Genomic DNA, 389 nt, shown 5'->3' on the forward strand with positions numbered 1-389 from the left:
TCGGCGGCTGCTGTGGTACGGACGGCGCCCATCTGGCGGCAATTTGTGACGCTTGTCAGTAGCAAAACACTTGCCGGTCCTGGCCAACTATCACCAGATACGGCCGACCTCTTCGGGCACATGGGCGGTTCGAACCGACGGCTACCTGAATTCCGCGACAGCACCAGCCTCGACAATAACGACCGTCGGCGTCGGCGCCGGAAGGCAAGGCAGCCATCCCGAGGTGGTCGTTCTCAATGTCGCCGGCTGAGACCGGGGCTTTGCAGTCTAATAAACGCCCAATCGCTTAGCACCGTCGCGCCAGCGGTGCCCGCACCTGTCAGCTGGACTGCTTTCGAAACAAAGTAGCCGTGGCTGCACTCAAACCCGAGGACCAGGATCATATGAAA

General features: G+C 60.4%; 1 protein-coding gene. It reads left to right on the forward strand.

What is annotated here, in order from left to right; genetic code table 11:
* Positions 1-70 precede the first annotated feature (70 nt).
* Entirely contained in the window at positions 71-250 is a 180-nt protein-coding gene (locus tag ACPYOI_RS36010) for a hypothetical protein (RefSeq protein WP_481424165.1), read from the forward strand.
* The last annotated feature ends 139 nt before the right edge of the window (positions 251-389 follow it).

It is taken from the genome of Rhizobium sp. SVR5-2C (assembly GCF_056755115.1).